Origin of the sequence: Enterobacter sp. 940_PEND (assembly GCF_001059415.1) — a bacterium.
Classification (GTDB): domain Bacteria; phylum Pseudomonadota; class Gammaproteobacteria; order Enterobacterales; family Enterobacteriaceae; genus Enterobacter; species Enterobacter cloacae_M.
The window spans coordinates 49,296-67,482 of sequence record NZ_JUMS01000058.1; the positions used below are offsets into that span (position 1 = coordinate 49,296).

Genomic DNA, 18,187 nt, shown 5'->3' on the forward strand with positions numbered 1-18,187 from the left:
TCCGCGTGAAAGCCCCAATAAAATTGCGCCGCCGCGAGGCGGTTGAACCCGTTGATTTACCGGACGATCTCCCGGCGCTGCTTAAGCGCCTCTACGCCAGCCGCGGCGTGCGTCGCGCTGAGGATCTTGAACGCAGCGTAAAAGGGATGCTGCCCTGGCAGCAGCTGAGCGGTATCGAAAAAGCCACCGAAATACTCTACAACGCGCTTCGAGAGGGAACGCGGATTGTGGTGGTGGGCGATTTCGACGCCGACGGCGCAACCAGCACCGCGCTGAGCGTGCTCAGCCTGCGCGCGCTGGGCTGCGATAACGTCACCTATCTGGTACCGAACCGTTTTGAAGACGGCTATGGCCTCAGCCCGGAAGTGGTCGATCAGGCCCACGCCCGTGGTGCACAGATGATCATGACCGTCGATAACGGGATCTCCTCCCATGCGGGCGTCGATCATGCTCACGCTTTGGGGATCCCGGTGCTGGTCACCGATCACCACCTGCCGGGCGAAACGCTGCCGGATGCGGAAGCGATTATTAACCCCAATCTGCGCGACTGCGATTTCCCATCGAAATCTCTCGCAGGCGTGGGCGTAGCGTTTTATCTGATGCTGGCGTTACGTACCCTGCTGCGCGATAAGGGCTGGTTCGACTCCCGCGGTATTGCCGTACCGAATCTGGCCGAATATCTCGATCTGGTGGCGCTGGGCACCGTCGCGGACGTGGTACCGCTCGATACTAATAACCGCATTTTGACCTGGCAGGGCTTAAGCCGCATTCGGGCGGGCAAGTGCCGTCCAGGGATCAAGGCGCTGCTGGAAATCGCCAACCGCGACCCGCTCAAGCTGGCGGCAAGCGACCTGGGCTTTGCTCTCGGGCCGCGTCTTAACGCAGCCGGAAGGCTGGACGATATGTCCGTCGGCGTGGCGCTGCTGCTGTGCGACAACATCGGTGAAGCGCGCGTGCTGGCCAACGAGCTGGACGCGCTGAACCAGACCCGTAAAGAGATTGAGCAGGGGATGCAGGCCGAAGCGCTGACCCTGTGCGAAAAGCTTGAACGCAGCGGCGATACGCTGCCGGGCGGCCTGGCGATGTACCATCCCGAGTGGCATCAGGGCGTAGTGGGCATTCTGGCGTCGCGTATTAAAGAACGTTTCCACCGGCCGGTGATCGCGTTCGCCCCCGCGGGTGATGGCACGCTGAAAGGCTCTGGCCGCTCAATCCAGGGGCTGCACATGCGCGATGCGCTGGAGCGTCTCGATACGCTGTATCCGGGTCTGATGATCAAGTTCGGCGGCCATGCGATGGCGGCAGGCCTGTCTCTGGAAGTGGCGAAATTCGACGAGTTTCAGCGTCTGTTTGGTGAACTGGTCACCGACTGGATTGATCCGGCCCTGCTGCAGGGGGAAGTGGTGTCCGATGGCGAGCTTTCACCGCTTGAAATGACGATGGACGTGGCGCAAATGCTCCGCGATGCCGGTCCGTGGGGACAGATGTTCCCGGAACCGCTGTTCGACGGGCGTTTCCGCCTGCTGCAGCAGCGCATCGTCGGCGAACGTCATCTGAAAGTGATGGTCGAGCCCGTGGGCGGTGGACCGCTGCTGGACGGCATTGCCTTCAACGTCGATACCTCCATCTGGCCGGACAACGGCGTGCGCGAGGTCGAGCTGGCGTACAAACTGGACATCAACGAGTTTCGCGGTAACCGCACCCTGCAGATCATCATCGACAATATCTGGCCAATTTAGCGGCAGTAATCTCTATAAAAAAGGGCGTGGATTCGGTACAATCCCGCTCTTATCACCGCATTTTGACAAGTCCATAAAAGAAAACAGACCATGTTTGAAATTAATCCGGTAAAAAACCGTATTCAGGACCTCACGGAGCGCTCTGACGTTCTTAGGGGGTATCTTTGACTACGATGCCAAGAAAGAGCGTCTTGAAGAAGTAAACGCCGAGCTGGAACAGCCGGACGTCTGGAACGAACCTGAACGCGCACAGGCGCTGGGTAAAGAGCGTTCCTCTCTCGAAGCTATCGTAGATACGCTGGATCAAATGGCCCAGGGGCTGGAAGATGTTTCCGGTTTGCTGGAGCTGGCCGTCGAAGCCGACGACGAAGAAACCTTTAACGAAGCCGTAGCAGAACTCGACGTGCTGGAAGAGAAGCTGGCGCAGCTGGAATTCCGCCGTATGTTCTCCGGCGAATACGACAGCGCTGATTGCTATCTCGATATTCAGGCAGGTTCTGGCGGCACCGAAGCGCAGGACTGGGCCAGCATGCTGACGCGCATGTACCTGCGTTGGGCAGAAGCGCGCGGCTTCAAAACCGAAATTATCGAAGAGTCTGAAGGTGAAGTTGCGGGTCTGAAATCCGTCACCATCAAGATCATTGGCGATTACGCCTACGGCTGGCTGCGTACCGAAACCGGCGTTCACCGCCTGGTGCGTAAGAGCCCGTTCGACTCCGGTGGCCGTCGTCATACCTCCTTCAGCTCCGCGTTTGTTTATCCGGAAGTTGATGAAGATATTGATATCGAAATTAACCCGGCGGACCTGCGTATCGACGTTTATCGCGCATCCGGCGCGGGTGGTCAGCACGTTAACCGTACGGAATCAGCGGTGCGTATTACCCACATTCCAACCGGGCTGGTAACACAGTGCCAGAACGACCGTTCCCAGCATAAGAACAAAGACCAGGCCATGAAGCAGATGAAAGCAAAGCTTTATGAGCTGGAGATGCAGAAGAAAAATGCTGAGAAACAGGCGATGGAAGACAACAAGTCCGACATCGGCTGGGGCAGCCAGATCCGTTCTTACGTCCTTGATGACTCCCGCATCAAAGACCTGCGTACCGGGGTTGAAACCCGCAACACGCAGGCGGTGCTGGACGGCAGCCTGGACCAATTTATCGAAGCAAGTTTGAAAGCAGGGTTATGAGGAACCAACATGTCTGAACAACAAGCACAGGGCGCTGACGCGGTAGTCGATCTTAACAACGAACTGAAAACCCGCCGCGAGAAGCTGGCAGCGCTGCGCGAGCAGGGCGTGCCGTTCCCGAACGATTTTCGTCGTGACCACACCTCAGACCAACTGCACGCTGACTTCGACGCTAAAGAGAACGAAGAGCTGGAAGCGCTGAACGTTGAAGTGGCCGTTGCAGGCCGCATGATGACCCGTCGTATCATGGGTAAAGCCTCCTTCGTGACCTTGCAGGACGTGGGCGGCCGTATTCAGCTGTACGTTTCCCGTGACGACCTGCCGGAAGGCATCTACAACGAGCAGTTCAAGAAGTGGGACCTGGGCGATATCCTGGGCGCGAAAGGTAAACTGTTCAAAACCAAGACCGGTGAACTGTCTATCCACTGCACCGAGCTGCGTCTGCTGACCAAAGCCCTGCGCCCGCTGCCGGACAAATTCCACGGCCTGCAGGATCAGGAAGCGCGCTATCGTCAGCGCTACCTGGATCTCATCTCTAACGATGAATCCCGTAAGACCTTCAAAATTCGCTCTCAGATCATGGCCGGTATCCGCCAGTTCATGGTGAACCGCGACTTTATGGAAGTGGAAACCCCAATGATGCAGGTGATCCCAGGCGGCGCGTCTGCGCGTCCGTTCATCACCCATCACAACGCCCTGGACCTGGACATGTACCTGCGTATCGCGCCGGAACTGTACCTGAAGCGTCTGGTGGTCGGTGGTTTCGACCGCGTGTTCGAAATCAACCGTAACTTCCGTAACGAAGGTATCTCCGTTCGTCATAACCCAGAGTTCACCATGATGGAACTCTATATGGCGTATGCGGATTACAAAGATTTGATCGAGCTGACCGAATCCCTGTTCCGCACCCTGGCGCAGGACATTCTGGGTACCACCCAGGTTCCTTACGGTGAAGAAGTCTTCGACTTCGGCAAGCCGTTCGAAAAACTGACCATGCGCGAAGCGATCAAGAAGTACCGTCCGGAAACCAACATGGCCGATCTGGATAACTTCGATTCTGCGAAAGCGATCGCCGAAAGCATCGGTATCAAGCTTGAGAAGAGCTGGGGTCTGGGCCGTATCGTGACCGAGATCTTCGAAGAAGTGGCCGAAGCGCACCTGATTCAGCCGACCTTCATTACCGAGTACCCGGCTGAAGTCTCTCCGCTGGCGCGTCGTAATGACGAGAACCCGGAGATCACCGATCGCTTTGAATTCTTCATCGGCGGCCGTGAAATCGGCAACGGCTTTAGCGAGTTGAACGATGCGGAAGACCAGGCTCAGCGCTTCCAGGACCAGGTTGACGCGAAAGCGGCAGGCGACGACGAAGCGATGTTCTTCGACGAAGACTACGTGACCGCGCTGGAACACGGTCTGCCACCAACGGCGGGTCTGGGGATTGGTATTGACCGTATGGTGATGCTGTTCACCAACAGCCATACCATCCGCGACGTGATCCTGTTCCCGGCGATGCGCCCGGTGAAATAAGGCGTTAAGATGTTAAAAAAGCCCCGAAAGGGGCTTTTTTATTGCGCCGCGAAGGCTTTGAGTTTTTCGCGGGCGGTCGTCGCTTCCATGACCATCCACGGGCTAAACGCCCAGGGCGTCGCGTCCAGCGCCCGGAATAGCGCGTCCAGTTCAACCCACTGATAGTCCATCACTTCATCTTCGTTTATCGTCACGTCATTGGTGATGCGGGCGGCGAATACCGGGCAAATTTCGTTTTCCACGATCCCGGACGGGTCGGTTTCCCGATAGCGAAATTCAGGGGCGACGGCGGTGATATCGGTTAGCTCAGCGCCTACTTCAAAGCGGCAGCGGCGAATTATCGCCTGTATCGTCTCTTCGCCGGACTGCGGGTGGCCGCAGACGGAGTTGGTCCAGACGCCGGGCCAGGCTTTTTTGCTTAAGGCGCGCCGGGTGATCAGACATTCGCCGTTTGCGTTAAAAAGCCAGGAGGAGAACGCCAGATGCAGCGGGGTATGTAAGGTGTGCGCGGCATATTTTTCCTGAGTGCCAATCACCATTCCCTGGTCGTTTACCAAAATAACGTGTTCTTGAATACTCATTCATGCTCCAGTGCCAAAATGCCGAGTGGTTCAGCACCATCAGCCGGATCATTATACTGCATTCTTATACGAACGGTTTGGCGCGTAGAGCGGAAAAGGGCATGACCCATATTCGTTTTGGCTGTTATCATAGTGCGCCATTCACGCTGACCGAGGATCTGTTTTGTTTGCAGGAAGCCTGACGAGAAACCCCATCACCGCCATTTTTTGCCTGACGCTGACGCTATTGCTGGCGGGCTGTTCAGGGAGCAAATCTTCGGATATGGGCAGCTATTCCGGTTCGGTCTATACCGTTAAGCGCGGGGATACGCTGTACCGGATTTCGCGCGCAACGGGGACCAGCGTGAAGGATCTGGCGCGTCTGAATAATCTCTCACCACCCTACACCATCGAGGTGGGGCAGAAGCTGAAGGTTAGCGGCGGATCGTCATCGGGTAAAAAATCCTCTTCGAAAGGCAAAGCCGCCAAAGTGACGCCGTCCTATCAGGTGCCGCAATCATCCTGGCCGCCGGTCGGTCAGCGCTGCTGGATCTGGCCTGCCAGCGGTAAAGTGGTCGCCCCTTACTCGCTCTCTGAAGGTGGCAATAAGGGTATTGATATCGCGGCTGCACGCGGTACGCCGGTTTATGCCTCCGGCGCCGGGAAGGTGGTTTACGTCGGCAACCAGCTGCGCGGCTACGGTAACCTGATCATGATTAAGCATGGAGAAGACTACATCACGGCCTATGCGCACAACGACACGATGCTGGTCAACAACGGGCAAAACGTCAAAGCCGGGCAGAAGATTGCCACCATGGGCAGCACCGGTACGGACGCGGTGAAGCTGCATTTCCAGATTCGCTATAAGGCGACGGCCATCGATCCGCAGCGCTATCTTCCTGCGCCCGGCAGCAAACCGAAGTGCTAAGTGATTATTTAATCGCCGGTTAGTTGTGAAGAGGCTTGTATGAAGGTGCGTAAGGTCTATAATGCTTTACGCACCTCAAAGCGGGCGTAGTTCAATGGTAGAACGAGAGCTTCCCAAGCTCTATACGAGGGTTCGATTCCCTTCGCCCGCTCCAGATCTCTCCCCTTGTGGCAAAACTTCGATAAAACTCGTTTTGCTTTCAACAACTTACTTAACATAAGTTGTCGTGTTCGTTCTACCATTGAACGACGATTTACCAACACAAGGTACACTGTTAGTTGTCACGGATAGTTACTATGGAAGTAAGAGTATAACTATTCGGCGGCGGCAGTTGTAGCCCTCACACCGCGATAGCACAACGTGAAGGAAAAGCCTGATCCGGGCATTGTCTCTTGCACCAGACCGATCACACGCATTTTAAGCCCGATGTGCGGCCTTGTGGCTGCGTAAACAGGTGTATAGTGGTAAACGTACCTGCACACGATATGCAGGCTCTGCCAGCGCTTCGCTCACGCTCCTGACGGTACACGAGCACCCTGATAAGGTGTGATCCCTCTGACAATCTGATGAAGTCGCTACGCTCCGCTTGTTGCTTGTACCACTAACGGGGCTTTATGGCTTCTATTGTCCAAAATCTGTTAGTTGCGCGTTGTATGCACCTTGGTTAATCTAAGATTAATCCGATAGGGGTGGTGTAGATGCGTGATGGGCGAAGCTCTGGTAGAGATTTGTATGTTAGATTTCAAGGAAGGGTAACTGCTGATGAAGAATAGTATTCTTGCTGATGCTTTGTTGAATGCTGCGAAAAATAGCGAGCCTGAAAGCGCTATCACCAAACTTGTTGCATCAAGTGCTGGAGAACAGCAAAAACAAACCAAAAGAAAACTTCATGCTCAAGAAATGTCTCTACCTGAATTGATCAGGGTAAAAAATGAATACTCTGAAAAAATAAACGATCCGGTAACATCTAACGAGAAGAAGAAAGAAATTTCGGAAATCATTAAATCATTAAATTATGAGATCAGGAATAGAACTAAGGATACGCCTGGACAAAGTCTAAAGGAACCTCGCTCAATATTTAAGCAGGAGAGGAGAGTTGCACGCGAAAATTATAGAAAATCTATTCAGGTTAGATCTTTCAAGAAAACTATCCCGCCGAATCAGTTTACCATTAGCCATGAAAATCGTAGTTTCCTGCCATTGAATGAGAAGACTTTGGAGCGTGAAAGATTGCGTAAAGAGTTAATAGCCAAAGAAGCTCAGGCTGAGCTGGAGAGAATGGCTTTAATTTCTCGCGTTACGCATACTAAAATTATTCAAGAAGAAAGAACTGATACGAAGAAGACATCACCTGCAAAGGTGATCACAAAATTAGATACCAATTCAACAACCAAAATTGAAGTGCCTGAATTTTATTTTAATAGCGAACTGTATAGCCAGTTGATAAGGACTATTCCTGTCACGCAAGCGTACAAGATCGCAAAAAGTCGTGAACTATCTTCAAAATATTATGACAGTAAAGTTGAGCCAGGTAAGTTTTCATATTTTAATTCGCTCGCTTACTTAATTTCGTTAAGAAGTAAGAATGAAACAGATGCGCGTGAAATTGCCAAGAAACAAGGGCAATCTGAAAGGGTTTTGTATGACCTTATCACAGTAGGTTATAAGATTTCTCTAAGTAAAAAAGATTCTGGCGCAGTAAGAAAGGAACAAGAGAAAATTAGTTCCTATCCTGAATCAGTGGATCTTAAATTAATTTCGAGTAATGTTCAGCGTACACTGCAGTTAAGAAGAATTAGTGACCAACAAAGTTTCCGAAGGAGAGTTGAGACCAACTTCAAAGGTAGGTGTGCAGTAACTGGACAATCAATTCAATCTTTGCTTCAAGCCTGTCATTTAGAGGATTATTGTTCTTCGCACAATATGGATACCAGTAACGGCATCCTACTTACCTCGGATTGTCATCGAATGTTCGATAACGGCCAACTTGGTATAAATCCAGATACCCTAACCATACATTTTAATGTTGAATGTATATATGCCCATATGTTTGAGGGTAAAATAATAGGGGCACATACTGTGAAGTTAGACGAGAATAAACTGCGCAGTAAATGGAAATTATTTTTGAAGATCAGATCCAGTTGATATGTTACTTTCAACCTTTGGTCAATTTTAGAATAAGTACATTCCGTCACCACTCTAAAGAAAACTCCTCTGTTAAATCGTCCTGCACGTCCTGACCATACCCGATGTAATACATCGTTGAGCGCGGATCTGTCTGTCCCAGGAAATGGGCGATTGTTTCAATAGCCACTCCAGCATCGAACATCACGCGCCCACGGCTTTTACGTGGTGTATGGCATCCCACGTTAGAGAATCCTGCTCTACGTCCCATCTTCCCAAATTCAGTGAATACCGTGTTACGGGTTACGGCGTTGCCTTTGCTACGTATATCGCCCTTGCTAAAAATGAAATCCGTCTTCACTGGCATATCGGCTTGCTCTGCCTTGCGTTGTGCCATCACTGACAGCATCGCGGCTGTCACCTTTGGCCTCACCACGTTTCCGGTTTTCTCCTGCTTCACCTTGAGGTGAGATTGCCCCTCTACATCTTCGTACCGGAGTTTGAGCACGTCAGAGATACGTAAGCCCGATTCATACATAAACACCCACAAGCAATAGAACAGGTTGCTTCTGGCGTTGCGTTGTAGCTCTGCCGCCACTGCTTTAACTTCGTCTGCACTCTTTAGCGCCTGGCTAATGCCTTTCATCTTTACCCTCCTTATGTTCGTTTCGTTGAAAGCATCATTGATCATAAATTGATCATTTTCAACATGTTGCACGATACGTTTTTTCAGAAGAGCACTAAATGATCAAAATGTGTGCGCGGTTGCCTGAGTTGCTTAACGGCGTGATCGAGGCCGCCCCAATTCCAGGCGCAGATCTTGGCAAATATCAGTAAGGCATTGAAAAATAAAAGAAAATAAATTTAATCACATGATTCATGAAACGGTGATTCTGTCAAGAGATTTATTTTCGATGACGGGGAGTTACCCCTGTTTGCACGGTGAAGTGAGGGAAAAGTGTTCTGATTAAATAAAATCAATTAGTTGCAGAATACACTTTTCTAATGTGTATCGAAGCGGGGCGAAATTGCACGATAGATGATAATGATTCCCATCTGAATTGATTGCATCAAGAAATGATTAGGATGCTAACCAATGGGGGGGTTTGGCATGGAAAAATTAAGTTGTTACTTTATAACAAAAAGTCGTTAAGCAAAATTGCACCTACATGGAAAGTGCTCATTGTGGACAATGATCGCGTAAGCCTTGCGCCGTGCGGCTTTACGCAAAGTGAGTGATAGTTACTATGGCAACTTTACCCATGTAACAACGGCAATCTTTTCCTGTCATTTAAGATAGGTTTAGCTATGATTATCGTGTTGTTTTGATAGAAATAACCTCTCGTTACTCTTAGTGTTGTTGCATGGCGATTCGGAGTGAGCAGGGCGACGATCTACCGTTGTATAGTGACGTATTGTCACTCTCTGCATGAGAACACACGGAAAAACCCGACTATGTGACGGAGCGTCACACATACTAATCGTCCTATCTGTGACGTTATGTCACACTTACAAACTACTTCTGTGACGCTGCGTCACACCTGGGGCACGTTATCTGTGACGTTATGTCACACTATAAGACTACTTAATTATAATACTAAGATAAATAAGACTATTTCTCATGGTTTGCGCTTGTCGCAAGATCATTTGCGGGCGGCTCTTCGCCGTCACTCATGGCAAGCAGCCTTACTCCGCTACCTTTCGGGCTACGTTGGCTGGCCTCGTTCCGCTCACAGCGCTGCGCAAGCTACACCTCTTTACAAGTTGGGATTGTGCCAGGCTTTGGCCTTGACGTGAGTCAGGCACATGCACATTACGCCCACGGCGTAATTCATCTTTGCGCTGTGCGCGGAATTACCATCTGACCAACCAACTACCGTTGATTGTCCATCTGATAAGCTGACTAACTTCAACCATCCATTCATGAACTAACGTTCACCCATGCAAGGTTTCAGTAAGTCAGGGGCTAAAGCTCACCGTGTTACGATTCACTAAGCCAACATATCCAATCATCTACACCTGTCCGATCTCGCTACCGCTCAATCTTCTGAGTGCAGATTCTTGGTGTTGGTGTGGGATAAGTGCCAGGGGCGGCAGTGATGCGAATAGAGCGCCTCAGACGCGCTGTAAGCGGTTTTGAGAGGGGGGAGGGAATGCAGATGTAGCCTCAATACATCAGAACGCCGCAGAGAGCGTTACAGGCTGTTTTGAGAGTTTCTTGTGGCTATCTTCTCTGGTGGCAAGATCTACCACAAATTTCAATTGACAGCAATCATCCATTTTTTGTATAAAGCACGTAATGCACTTGACTTTTTCTAAGTTATTGAAAAATAGCTTGGCAACAGGTGTGCTTTTAGTGTACTATTAAAAGTATGGTGATAATCATTATCATCTAATCCCCATCCAACAACATTCCATCACGCATAAATTGCAGCCTCCACCAGGTTTTTGGTGCGGGGGCTTTTTTGCGTCTGGAGAAAACCAAACAGGAGCAAACAACATGCGTTACTTCAACGTTGACCAAATCTACGCAGATTTGATTACAGGCCGAACAACACGAACACTTGTTTACAGTTCACTTGTCCGAGCGCGTAAGAGTGAACAAACGGACAGGGTGGAAATGTTCGAGGAAGCGATCCGACGCTTTGACGAATGGCGAGCAACGCCAAATTTCACCCCAGTGACCAGCTAACCCAGGAGGAAACCAGAATGATCGAGAAGAAAACCAAACTACCGCCGTCCACATCGTTAATGATACCGGATGCCACATTCCAGATTCTGTTCAAAGAAGCAAAGCGCCGAAAAATGAGCGTAAGCGCACTCCTTCTTGAAGAATGCCAAAACTTGGCGGTTAAATATTCGAAAGCTGGCGCGTAACAACTACGAAACAGCATTTACATCCCCCCACGAATGAGAAGCGGAGAAAACCCAAATGAAGAGCATTCGTAATTTACTGAGCATACATAGGAGCATAGAACAATGGCAAAAACCCTCGCCGAGATTAAGGCAGACTACCAATACACCGACAAGAAAACTGGTGAAGTAAAAGATCGTACAATTAACACCCCACATTATTTCCGAGACATTCCCAGAATTTATTCTCCCAACCTCCAGGATGGTTACATGGACTTTTGCCCCAAGGCGCAAAAGTTGTATTGCTATTTTCAGGGGTGGGAAAATTCAGGGAATTTCTGTTACGAAAGTCAGGAAGAGCTTGGAAAGGTGATCGACTTATCCAGGGAGAGAACCTGCAAACTCATTAAGAAACTGCAAGATGCAGGGCTAATCACGAAAGAGAAAAATCCTGGTTATCGTTCCAAAGTTTACCGGACGTTTCCGATCACTGATGCGCACGTTACCCCACCAGAAGCACTGACGGTGCAACCTGTTATAATTTCTGATGTAGTGCCACACCAACCAGCGCCTGAAACAGCGAAGACCGCAGTAACCCACGAAGACACACCAGCGATAACGCCTCAAAGAATCCGTACTTCTGACGCAGTGAAACACCTGTTTGAAAATCTGTCACAACGACGAGAGGACGAGAGCTTTTATTGCTGGTCATCAAGGGTGTTACAACGGCTTGGAATAGATCATTCAATGGGAATAGAGCAACTATTTCAGGAAACACACCCGTATGAATACACCCAGATTGAACAATCAACGATCCCATTTTAACCAGGAGGATTATGAACAACCTGTACTTACTGAACGAAGATACAAAGTTTCAACTCGGATGCAACGAAGTATGCAGACGAATCTATAACCACTTTGCAAGCCTCCACCGTGAGAATGGAACATTCCGTTCCAGCGTCAAAACCCTGGCGTCTGCCCTGGGCTACTCGGAAAGCGGGATCAGATATTGGCTTTCGCTCCTAAAAGACGCGAAGGTGATCACCATTACTCGCAGGGGCGGGTATTACGATTTTGACGTTAACCATAACGTTTCTTTCATCACCTCGAATCACTAAGACGAGGTGCAATGTCTAAGAAAGAACGGAACACGCTCACACGCATTGAGCGAGAGAACACCACCAGAGTTAAGCCTTCCCGCCTGTACGTAAAGTCTCTTGAAGAAATCCCTGGTGAACTAATAGAACACGTTGAAGAAGTGCATTCACAACCGCCCTCTGTGGAAGAGTGGGCTGCTTTGAATGATATCCTCACTTCCTGTCCTGGTGCGTATTACCGCCCACGTAAACGGAAGGTTTACACCTGGGATGACTCAAATTTGAAAAAATGGCAGTGCCTCGGTTTCACCTCTTTACGTCATTACCTCACATTCAACGCAATGAATAACACCGTGGCGGGAGTCAGGGATTTTGATGAACTATTTAACATCGGAGACAGCAACACAGAATAATGCACACACAGACAACACAAACTAAAAGATTTGCGCAGCACGTTAAATGTTGCGAATGGTATTACGATGAAATCGAGAATGTCATCAATGATGCTTTTCTGACAGATGAAGAAAAAATAATGGCACTTGATGACCTTGAAAACAGAATCCTTACTCTCGCAGCGCCTTTCCTGGCTGCTGCAAATAAAATCAAAATGACAATGGAAAAAAAGAAAAATGACTAAAACCGATATTGACCTAATGCTACAGGAATTTCACGAGCAACTACACATTCCGCTTCTTGATGCGACTACGGAAGCCTACCGACAGGGAACCCCTGAGAGCCTCTCTGACGCTATTAAAATGCTTCACCTGTCAGCGGTAGCACTGGAAGGGATTATAGGCATTGTGGAGCGTACAGACAGCCTGAATGAAGATCAAGACGTACTACGCGAAGTGTCACAGGTGGCTCAGTCCCTTGTGTCCTGTATGCAGGATTTAAACGGGTTGGCGCAGGACATAGCGGAAGAATTTGGATCATGTAAAAGTGAATAATTATTCACTGAAATCGCTTGACATGTGCATAACTTTTATGTTACTATGAAGTATAGGGTAAGTATTCGAATCACTTCACCCTCGTATGTTAATACGCACTCCTTGAGAATGCCGTTCCCATAGCGGCATTCTCTCCCTCTGAAAGTGTTGGTTATTTCTTCTTTGTTTAGTTCCGAAGGAATGCGCGGGATGTAATATCTCGTTGTGTTGGTATTGCATCGCAATCACCGCGCATCTCCGACTTTTTCAGAAAGGGCATTCGCTCTTTACTCATTCATTCCGTCAGGATGAATGTAGTCAGACTGAATAAACGCCGTCAGCGGTAGTTACGTTCAGGCTGGCAATCTCTTATTACTATTCCAGTGGTGATATTGAGATTCCATTTCCACTTCTCGCCATGACAGAAGGGCTTCTGTTTTGAAGTGGGAGCAATGACGGGCGATCCTACTTCTGTTATTCGTAACAGTTGCGCCCTTCATTTTATTCAAGAAACCATTCTTTAACTTCATAATCCTCCCAAACGATGACGTTAAACAATGCTTTCTAACAAGGGCATCTCTCCAGGGGCTTAATTGCCCCTTTTTAACAATCTGCATGTAACACTTCCGTTATTAATGAACGCAGTAACAATACGAAGGAAATCTCATGTTCCTTATGAATTATGATCGTGTAATAACACACAAAGGTGCTTCTCTTATTCTCTCTGAAAAGATGATGAAACAAGCGGCGAATGTATTAGGTGTAAGTGTCGAAGAGATTCGAGAGGCTACAGAGAAATTCTGGCCTACCGCCACTATCACCAAATCAAAAGAAGGTTCTCACCCATCATCAGGGTTTGAGGAACGATTAAAACTAAAAGCAATAGCAAAAGGAAAATAACCAATGCAATTTGGAACATTTCAAACTCTTAACGGGAATAACAGCCACGCCCGATATAAAGTAGTGGCTTACGCATCTGATGCAATTATGCAGGATAAGCTGATCCGTGTGGAATCCGGTATTCCCGATTCTCTCATTGTTGGTGAGCTTGTTGACGTTACAGGTAAGAAAGCTGCCGCCCCTGGTGACATTGCGTATGTTGTCGTAGAACCTGCACGCGCTGGCGATAAGGCGTTTATTGTAGCTTCTCCAGAACATACTATTTTAGCCCTGGTTGGCATTGAATTTGGAAGTCTGGATAAATCTCTGGCTCAAGCGCAATTAGCAACTCTTGGCTTTACTTTCACTGACTACGACACCGTAGCCCTACGCACCACCTAATCAAGGATAATAATAAGAATGGCTTATTCAGATCTATTTTCTGGCAACATGTACGATTTTGCCAGCCCGTTTACATTCTCTACTCAGTTGAATGCAATTGTAAGTAATCTTGGGTTATTTAAAATTGAGAACCACGACGTCAATACAATCGCTCTTGAGAAAATCACAGATGTGAAAAATCTTGTTGCACCTGAAAAGATGCCCTACGCTCAAAGCGATTGGAACAGTGCAGAACGTCCAGAATTCAGCAATGTGCTGTATCAGCTTAAATATACTAACTCCCTTAACTCCGTCACCTCACGTGATCTTGAGCAGTATAAAGCGCGTGGAACAGTAGACACTGCTGATCAAATCACCCTCGCTATTAGTGATTTCAGCGATGCACAATACGCCCAGGTGAGTAATACGGTAGAGGTTGACCTGGTAGAGGCGCTGTTAGGGCTTCGTGTGCAGTCACAATACGCCGGACAGGGTAATTTAGATTTCCTCGCAGGTGGGAGCAAAACCGCATACACGATGGATATCAGTGCAAGCGCTAACGTGTTCCAGCAACTAAGCGAGATCGGGCGCATTCAGAATGTGAAACTTGGCTCAGGACTGGCACAGGCTAAACAGGGCGTAGTGATCCTGGCCTCCGGTAAAGCAGCCGTAGCGCTACGCTATCACCCATCAGTGAGAGACTTCATGGTGTATACGCTCCCTCTGGAGCAGGGAGACAACTTCTACACCCGTACTAAAAGTGCAAACCCTGCTTTCGAAACCTGGACACTAAACGGTGTCACCGTGATCGATGTGACAGGCTATAGCCTCATCACTGACAAAATCGGGGTTGATGGCTTTGTGAGCATTCCTGTTATGTCTGAACAGTCTAACGCTTACGTTCTTCACTCTGGTGTCGGTGTTCGCCATGCCACACAAGGCAAAGGCGCAGAGCTATATCACCAGTATGTCGTAGTAGATCAGCGTTGGGGATTCCCAGAGATCGCAACTGAATGCAGTTATCTGGCAATTGTGAATATTCCACAAGCGATCATCTTCGGTACTGTCGCAGAATAACGATCGATAGACGTTAGCTCTTCACGTCTGAAAAATAACAGAAGAGCTTGTAATCAAGGGCGTAGGGAACTGGAACACGCAAAGCAAATGCGCCAGCCCTTGCCCCTTTTTTATTTCCAGAATGAGGAAAGATAATATGCAGTTAATACTCAAGAGTGCAAAAGGCGTTCATATTGATATTCAAGGTGATAGTGCATCAGATTTACTTAAAGTAAGTCAACTATGTGCGCTATTAGATATTTCATATACAGGTGTTAGGCAACGTATTTTTCGAGGAGATACGATTGAGCAAGCTATTCACTATTTCTTAGACAAACAAGGCGGTGAATAATGCTTGATATCAACGTCGCTTCAATAAAAACAAGTGTTCGTTTTGTCGTTAGTAAAGAAGATATTGCAGAGGCTAAACGGGCTGCTTCTGACTTAAAGAAAGCCTTCGAGAAGATTCAAGATCCGAAGATGAACTTCAAGCGCATGAAAGAGAATATGCGACAGGCGAAGCGTGAAACAGAGAAAGCCAATAAAAACGCCGCCAAACCTCGTAGCAACGATGAACAAGAAAAGGCAAGGGCAGCTAAGGCACAAGCCCGTGTAGAGGCTCAGGCAGCGAAAGAGGCCGCGAGAAACGCACAGCGGCGTGAACGTGCGGAGCTAAAACTCCTGGATACAGCCAGCAGCTTTAAATCAATGCAACACCTTACCAATGTTGAGCTTACACAGGCGGCATTACAGGCCAGCAGGATTACCCGTAGTTATGCTGATGGAACGATCAGCCTACAACGCCAAAACAGCGAGATCAAACGCCTCCAGCAGAGCTACAGACGTATTAACGCAGAGCGTAGGGCAGCGGCAAAAGCGGGAGGGGCTAACGCTCTTGCTGGCGGTGGTAAGGCTACAGGGGCTATCTCTGGCTCTCTGATGGGCTTAGGCACTGGTGCGCTGGCTGGCGCTGGTATTGGTGCGGCGGCTTATGGCGCTTATTCATGGGGCAAAGAGGCTGTTACCGCACAGGAAGAGCGCAGCGAGATTGTGCAGCGTGCCAGATTGGGCGGTGTGGATTATAACGTCCTCCAGGCACTTTCACAGTATGCCTCGGCTAACGGGATCGATAGTGGGATGGGGCTGCAAGGTCAGCGGAAGTTGCTCGACAACGGAAAGGACATTTCCGAAAAGCTGGCAGACAGCTACACCAACAGCACCTTTGATAAGAAGTCTGGAAAATGGAAAGGCGGGAACGCCGCAGTAAATACAGCCCTGAACATGGGATTCACTAAAGACGATCTGAAATCCTACCAATCCAATCCGTTTGGCTTCGTTTCTGCCTATACCAACACCATGCAGGGCAAAGGCTATTCACAAGAGCAAATCCTTCATAACCTGGAAGACCTTGCAGACGATTTAGGCTTGTATCACAAGGCATTTTCTAATCAAGGAAAAGCGATCACTGATCAGGTGGACGTGCTCAAGCGTAATGGTCAGTGGCTGGATGAAGCCCAGCAGGATCAGCTTGTTCAATACCGTAAGTTTAACCAGGAGCTTAGCATTCTCTCCGATAGCCAGAAGCTGGCATTCTTCGAAGGGTTTATGTCAGAGATTGACCCTGAAACCATGCGAGAGTTTAAGGAAGCTATGCAGGAGGCGTTACCCTTCTTTAAAGGTTTAGGAAAAGCGGCGGGTGATGTAGTAGACGGCTTAATGAAGCTAACCAACTGGATCACAGGCAAGCTAAACCTCCTTAACGGTGACAACACTTCTAAAGAGGCTGTTAGTCAGCATTACGGCACTACGTCAGCACCTGCACAGCCAGGAAGTAATCCTGTGGCTAACGCTTACGGAGGCAGCCAGCCTAAATCAGACGGCACACATGAGCCGAACATGTTCGATACATTCCATGATTGGTGGAACGGGATAAGCGACGCTAAAGACGTGAGCAGCTACGCGCAGAGCACAAACGGAGATTACTCTCCTGTTTCGATGTTGAAACAGAGTGCAGCAGCGCCAGCTAAGCCAGCCAGTGCGCCGATCATGCAGCCTGTAGTGTTGCAGAATCAGCTACCGGAAGGGCTTATCCATCTAACTATTTCTCCTGATCCAACGTTTGGAAACATGCTTAATGCTACCGTTGATCAGCGTATCAATGACAATAATCAGCGTATTGTGCTGGCTGTTTCATCTGGACAAGGGGCGGGGGGCTAATGCCCCTCTTCGTAAGGAATAAAATGGCAACACCAGGAAGTTTAACAATCGGGGGCGATTCCTCCCGAATCAATTCAACTCAGAACAGTAATAACAGCAGCGCTACCCGTACCAAAGGTGAAAACGGATTCACCATTCTTGCATCGGTATATAACCCAGCCTCTGATAACTATATTCGTAACTATCAGGCGATAGTTTTTGATGCTGTGACAGATACGGGAGTACGTAGACAGGCTGATATTACGAGCTATCCCGTTGAGAGCGGGGCAGAGGTGAGCGACCACGTTCAGATTAAGAATAATACATTCAAAATGTCTGGAGTAATCACGGAAACTCCGATCAGACTTGAGGGAGATTTATTATACAGTGCTGGTGTTAATGGTACGCGAATATCACAAGCTATCACCTATCTCGATCAAATATTTGACAGTCGTCAGCCCATCACATTAGTGACAGAACATAAAGTGTACGAGAATGTTATTCTCTCCGGCATCTCCTACGATTATAAATCTGAATTTGCTATGCAATTCGATCTTGAATTCGAGCAAATTCGCCTTGTCAGCAAAGCTACGGTTAATGTGATTGCAACTAAAACGCAGGGAAATAAATCTGTAGGCGGTACGGTGAAACAGAAGGTGGTGAACAATGCACCTAAGAAAACCGAAGGTGATACGGTGACTACGGAGTTTAATAAAAAATAAGGGGGCTTGC

The 18,187-nt window shown here is 48.8% G+C and carries 18 protein-coding genes and 1 tRNA gene; 17 read left to right on the forward strand and 2 right to left on the reverse strand.

Going from position 1 to position 18,187, the window contains the following annotated elements; genetic code table 11:
* The first annotated feature begins 5 nt into the window (after window positions 1-5).
* The 3 genes from recJ (at window position 6) to lysS (ending at window position 4,455) form a co-directional block, all read left to right on the forward strand.
* Window positions 6-1,739, forward strand: a complete 1,734-nt coding sequence (gene recJ / locus ADJ24_RS09210) for a single-stranded-DNA-specific exonuclease RecJ (RefSeq protein ID WP_023309096.1) — start codon at window positions 6-8, stop codon at window positions 1,737-1,739.
* A gap of 90 nt (window positions 1,740-1,829) precedes the next feature.
* Window positions 1,830-2,928, forward strand: a protein-coding gene (gene prfB / locus ADJ24_RS09215) for a peptide chain release factor 2 (RefSeq protein ID WP_096151315.1) whose coding sequence is annotated in 2 segments (ribosomal slippage) — window positions 1,830-1,904 and window positions 1,906-2,928 — 1,098 coding nt in all. Because the reading frame shifts where the segments join, the coding sequence is not laid out codon by codon here.
* A 9-nt stretch (window positions 2,929-2,937) separates the two neighbouring features.
* Window positions 2,938-4,455, forward strand: a complete 1,518-nt coding sequence (gene lysS / locus ADJ24_RS09220; protein WP_048702309.1) for a lysine--tRNA ligase — start codon at window positions 2,938-2,940, stop codon at window positions 4,453-4,455.
* A gap of 38 nt (window positions 4,456-4,493) precedes the next feature.
* Here the strand turns inward: lysS and idi are convergent, their stop codons facing one another.
* The gene (idi, locus tag ADJ24_RS09225; RefSeq protein ID WP_023309093.1) at window positions 4,494-5,036 is read right to left on the reverse strand and encodes an isopentenyl-diphosphate Delta-isomerase; all 543 of its coding nucleotides are present in this window, start codon (window positions 5,034-5,036) and stop codon (window positions 4,494-4,496) included.
* 163 nt (window positions 5,037-5,199) lie between these two features.
* On the opposite strand from idi, the gene actS reads away from it, so the two are divergent.
* The 3 genes from actS (at window position 5,200) to ADJ24_RS09240 (ending at window position 8,088) form a co-directional block, all read left to right on the forward strand.
* Window positions 5,200-5,943, forward strand: a complete 744-nt coding sequence (gene actS / locus ADJ24_RS09230) for an amidase activator ActS (protein WP_023309092.1) — start codon at window positions 5,200-5,202, stop codon at window positions 5,941-5,943.
* 80 nt (window positions 5,944-6,023) lie between these two features.
* Window positions 6,024-6,097, forward strand: a tRNA-Gly gene (locus tag ADJ24_RS09235).
* A gap of 608 nt (window positions 6,098-6,705) precedes the next feature.
* Entirely contained in the window at window positions 6,706-8,088 is a 1,383-nt protein-coding gene (locus ADJ24_RS09240) for an HNH endonuclease signature motif containing protein (protein ID WP_023309091.1), read from the forward strand.
* Between the two features lie 46 nt (window positions 8,089-8,134).
* On the opposite strand, the gene ADJ24_RS09245 is transcribed toward ADJ24_RS09240, so the two are convergent.
* Window positions 8,135-8,713: a tyrosine-type recombinase/integrase gene (locus ADJ24_RS09245; RefSeq protein WP_023309090.1), complete on the reverse strand. Its 579-nt coding sequence runs from the start codon at window positions 8,711-8,713 to the stop codon at window positions 8,135-8,137.
* A gap of 2,063 nt (window positions 8,714-10,776) precedes the next feature.
* Between ADJ24_RS09245 and ADJ24_RS25345 the strand changes: the two genes are divergently transcribed.
* The 11 genes from ADJ24_RS25345 (at window position 10,777) to ADJ24_RS09305 (ending at window position 18,177) form a co-directional block, all read left to right on the forward strand.
* The gene (locus tag ADJ24_RS25345; RefSeq protein ID WP_022649293.1) at window positions 10,777-10,944 is read left to right on the forward strand and encodes a hypothetical protein; all 168 of its coding nucleotides are present in this window, start codon (window positions 10,777-10,779) and stop codon (window positions 10,942-10,944) included.
* A gap of 102 nt (window positions 10,945-11,046) precedes the next feature.
* Window positions 11,047-11,745, forward strand: a complete 699-nt coding sequence (locus ADJ24_RS09255) for a MarR family transcriptional regulator (protein WP_038416669.1) — start codon at window positions 11,047-11,049, stop codon at window positions 11,743-11,745.
* A gap of 304 nt (window positions 11,746-12,049) precedes the next feature.
* Window positions 12,050-12,430: a hypothetical protein gene (locus ADJ24_RS09265; RefSeq protein WP_038416665.1), complete on the forward strand. Its 381-nt coding sequence runs from the start codon at window positions 12,050-12,052 to the stop codon at window positions 12,428-12,430.
* Entirely contained in the window at window positions 12,430-12,654 is a 225-nt protein-coding gene (locus tag ADJ24_RS09270; RefSeq protein ID WP_038416663.1) for a hypothetical protein, read from the forward strand. Before ADJ24_RS09265 ends, ADJ24_RS09270 begins: the two co-directional genes overlap by 1 nt.
* Complete coding sequence (locus tag ADJ24_RS09275; protein WP_038417269.1) at window positions 12,647-12,964, forward strand: hypothetical protein; 318 nt, start codon at window positions 12,647-12,649, stop codon at window positions 12,962-12,964. The genes ADJ24_RS09270 and ADJ24_RS09275 overlap by 8 nt, the downstream gene beginning before the upstream one ends.
* A 654-nt stretch (window positions 12,965-13,618) precedes the next feature.
* The gene (locus tag ADJ24_RS09280) at window positions 13,619-13,843 is read left to right on the forward strand and encodes a hypothetical protein (RefSeq protein ID WP_130951944.1); all 225 of its coding nucleotides are present in this window, start codon (window positions 13,619-13,621) and stop codon (window positions 13,841-13,843) included.
* 3 nt (window positions 13,844-13,846) lie between these two features.
* Complete coding sequence (locus ADJ24_RS09285; RefSeq protein ID WP_038416659.1) at window positions 13,847-14,224, forward strand: hypothetical protein; 378 nt, start codon at window positions 13,847-13,849, stop codon at window positions 14,222-14,224.
* Window positions 14,225-14,242: 18 nt separating this feature from the next.
* Window positions 14,243-15,280 (forward strand): major capsid protein, encoded by a 1,038-nt coding sequence (locus tag ADJ24_RS09290; protein WP_045340091.1) that lies wholly within the window; start codon window positions 14,243-14,245, stop codon window positions 15,278-15,280.
* A 136-nt stretch (window positions 15,281-15,416) separates the two neighbouring features.
* The gene (locus tag ADJ24_RS09295) at window positions 15,417-15,611 is read left to right on the forward strand and encodes a hypothetical protein (protein ID WP_038416657.1); all 195 of its coding nucleotides are present in this window, start codon (window positions 15,417-15,419) and stop codon (window positions 15,609-15,611) included.
* On the forward strand, window positions 15,611-17,476 hold the full coding sequence (locus ADJ24_RS09300) for a hypothetical protein (RefSeq protein WP_038416655.1): 1,866 nt from the start codon (window positions 15,611-15,613) through the stop codon (window positions 17,474-17,476). Before ADJ24_RS09295 ends, ADJ24_RS09300 begins: the two co-directional genes overlap by 1 nt.
* Window positions 17,477-17,499: 23 nt before the next feature.
* Window positions 17,500-18,177 (forward strand): phage baseplate protein, encoded by a 678-nt coding sequence (locus ADJ24_RS09305; RefSeq protein ID WP_038417074.1) that lies wholly within the window; start codon window positions 17,500-17,502, stop codon window positions 18,175-18,177.
* The last annotated feature ends 10 nt before the right edge of the window (window positions 18,178-18,187 follow it).

Excerpts from the sequence above, each read along its gene's own strand:
- ADJ24_RS09290 (WP_045340091.1), top strand. The coding sequence starts at position 14,243 with ATGGCTTATTCAGATCTATTTTCTGGCAACATGTACGATTTTGCCAGC.
- ADJ24_RS09270 (WP_038416663.1), top strand. The coding sequence starts at position 12,430 with ATGCACACACAGACAACACAAACTAAAAGATTTGCGCAGCACGTTAAA.
- ADJ24_RS09265 (WP_038416665.1), top strand. The coding sequence starts at position 12,050 with ATGTCTAAGAAAGAACGGAACACGCTCACACGCATTGAGCGAGAGAAC.
- ADJ24_RS09300 (WP_038416655.1), top strand. The coding sequence starts at position 15,611 with ATGCTTGATATCAACGTCGCTTCAATAAAAACAAGTGTTCGTTTTGTC.
- ADJ24_RS09240 (WP_023309091.1), top strand. The coding sequence starts at position 6,706 with ATGAAGAATAGTATTCTTGCTGATGCTTTGTTGAATGCTGCGAAAAAT.
- ADJ24_RS09245 (WP_023309090.1), bottom strand. The coding sequence starts at position 8,713 with ATGAAAGGCATTAGCCAGGCGCTAAAGAGTGCAGACGAAGTTAAAGCA.
- ADJ24_RS09285 (WP_038416659.1), top strand. The coding sequence starts at position 13,847 with ATGCAATTTGGAACATTTCAAACTCTTAACGGGAATAACAGCCACGCC.
- ADJ24_RS25345 (WP_022649293.1), top strand. The coding sequence starts at position 10,777 with ATGATCGAGAAGAAAACCAAACTACCGCCGTCCACATCGTTAATGATA.
- ADJ24_RS09305 (WP_038417074.1), top strand. The coding sequence starts at position 17,500 with ATGGCAACACCAGGAAGTTTAACAATCGGGGGCGATTCCTCCCGAATC.
- ADJ24_RS09275 (WP_038417269.1), top strand. The coding sequence starts at position 12,647 with ATGACTAAAACCGATATTGACCTAATGCTACAGGAATTTCACGAGCAA.
- ADJ24_RS09280 (WP_130951944.1), top strand. The coding sequence starts at position 13,619 with ATGAATTATGATCGTGTAATAACACACAAAGGTGCTTCTCTTATTCTC.
- ADJ24_RS09255 (WP_038416669.1), top strand. The coding sequence starts at position 11,047 with ATGGCAAAAACCCTCGCCGAGATTAAGGCAGACTACCAATACACCGAC.
- lysS (WP_048702309.1), top strand. The coding sequence starts at position 2,938 with ATGTCTGAACAACAAGCACAGGGCGCTGACGCGGTAGTCGATCTTAAC.
- ADJ24_RS09295 (WP_038416657.1), top strand. The coding sequence starts at position 15,417 with ATGCAGTTAATACTCAAGAGTGCAAAAGGCGTTCATATTGATATTCAA.
- idi (WP_023309093.1), bottom strand. The coding sequence starts at position 5,036 with ATGAGTATTCAAGAACACGTTATTTTGGTAAACGACCAGGGAATGGTG.